1 protein-coding gene is annotated in these 331 nt (G+C 65.3%); it reads left to right on the top strand.

The features are described 5' to 3' along the window. The coding region (locus AC6CHP_RS20770; RefSeq protein ID WP_498232065.1) for a radical SAM protein at window positions 1–331 on the top strand (331 nt) is incomplete at both ends.

Below are 331 nucleotides of genomic sequence, written 5' to 3'. Positions count from 1 at the left end.
ATTCCTGATCGGCGGGTCCGAGTGCACCCGGCGCTGTGATTTCTGCCAGATCGATACCGGCAAGCCCTCCCCGGTGGACATGTTCGAACCCACCAAGGTGGCCCGCTCCGTGCAGGCGATGCAGCTGCGCTACGCCACCGTCACCGGCGTGGCCCGGGACGACCTCGAAGACGAGGGCGTGTGGCTGTACGCCGAAACGGTCCGGAAGATCCACGAGCTGAACCCCGGCACCGGCGTCGAGCTGCTGATCCCGGACTTCTCCGGCAAACCCGAGCACATCAAAGCGATCTGCGATTCCAAGCCCGAGGTGTTCGCGCACAACGTCGAGACC

This window comes from Pseudarthrobacter sp. GQ63, from assembly GCF_059758765.1.
Note: the sequence above shows the minus strand (reverse complement) of the source record. Positions and strands in the feature narration are given on the sequence as shown.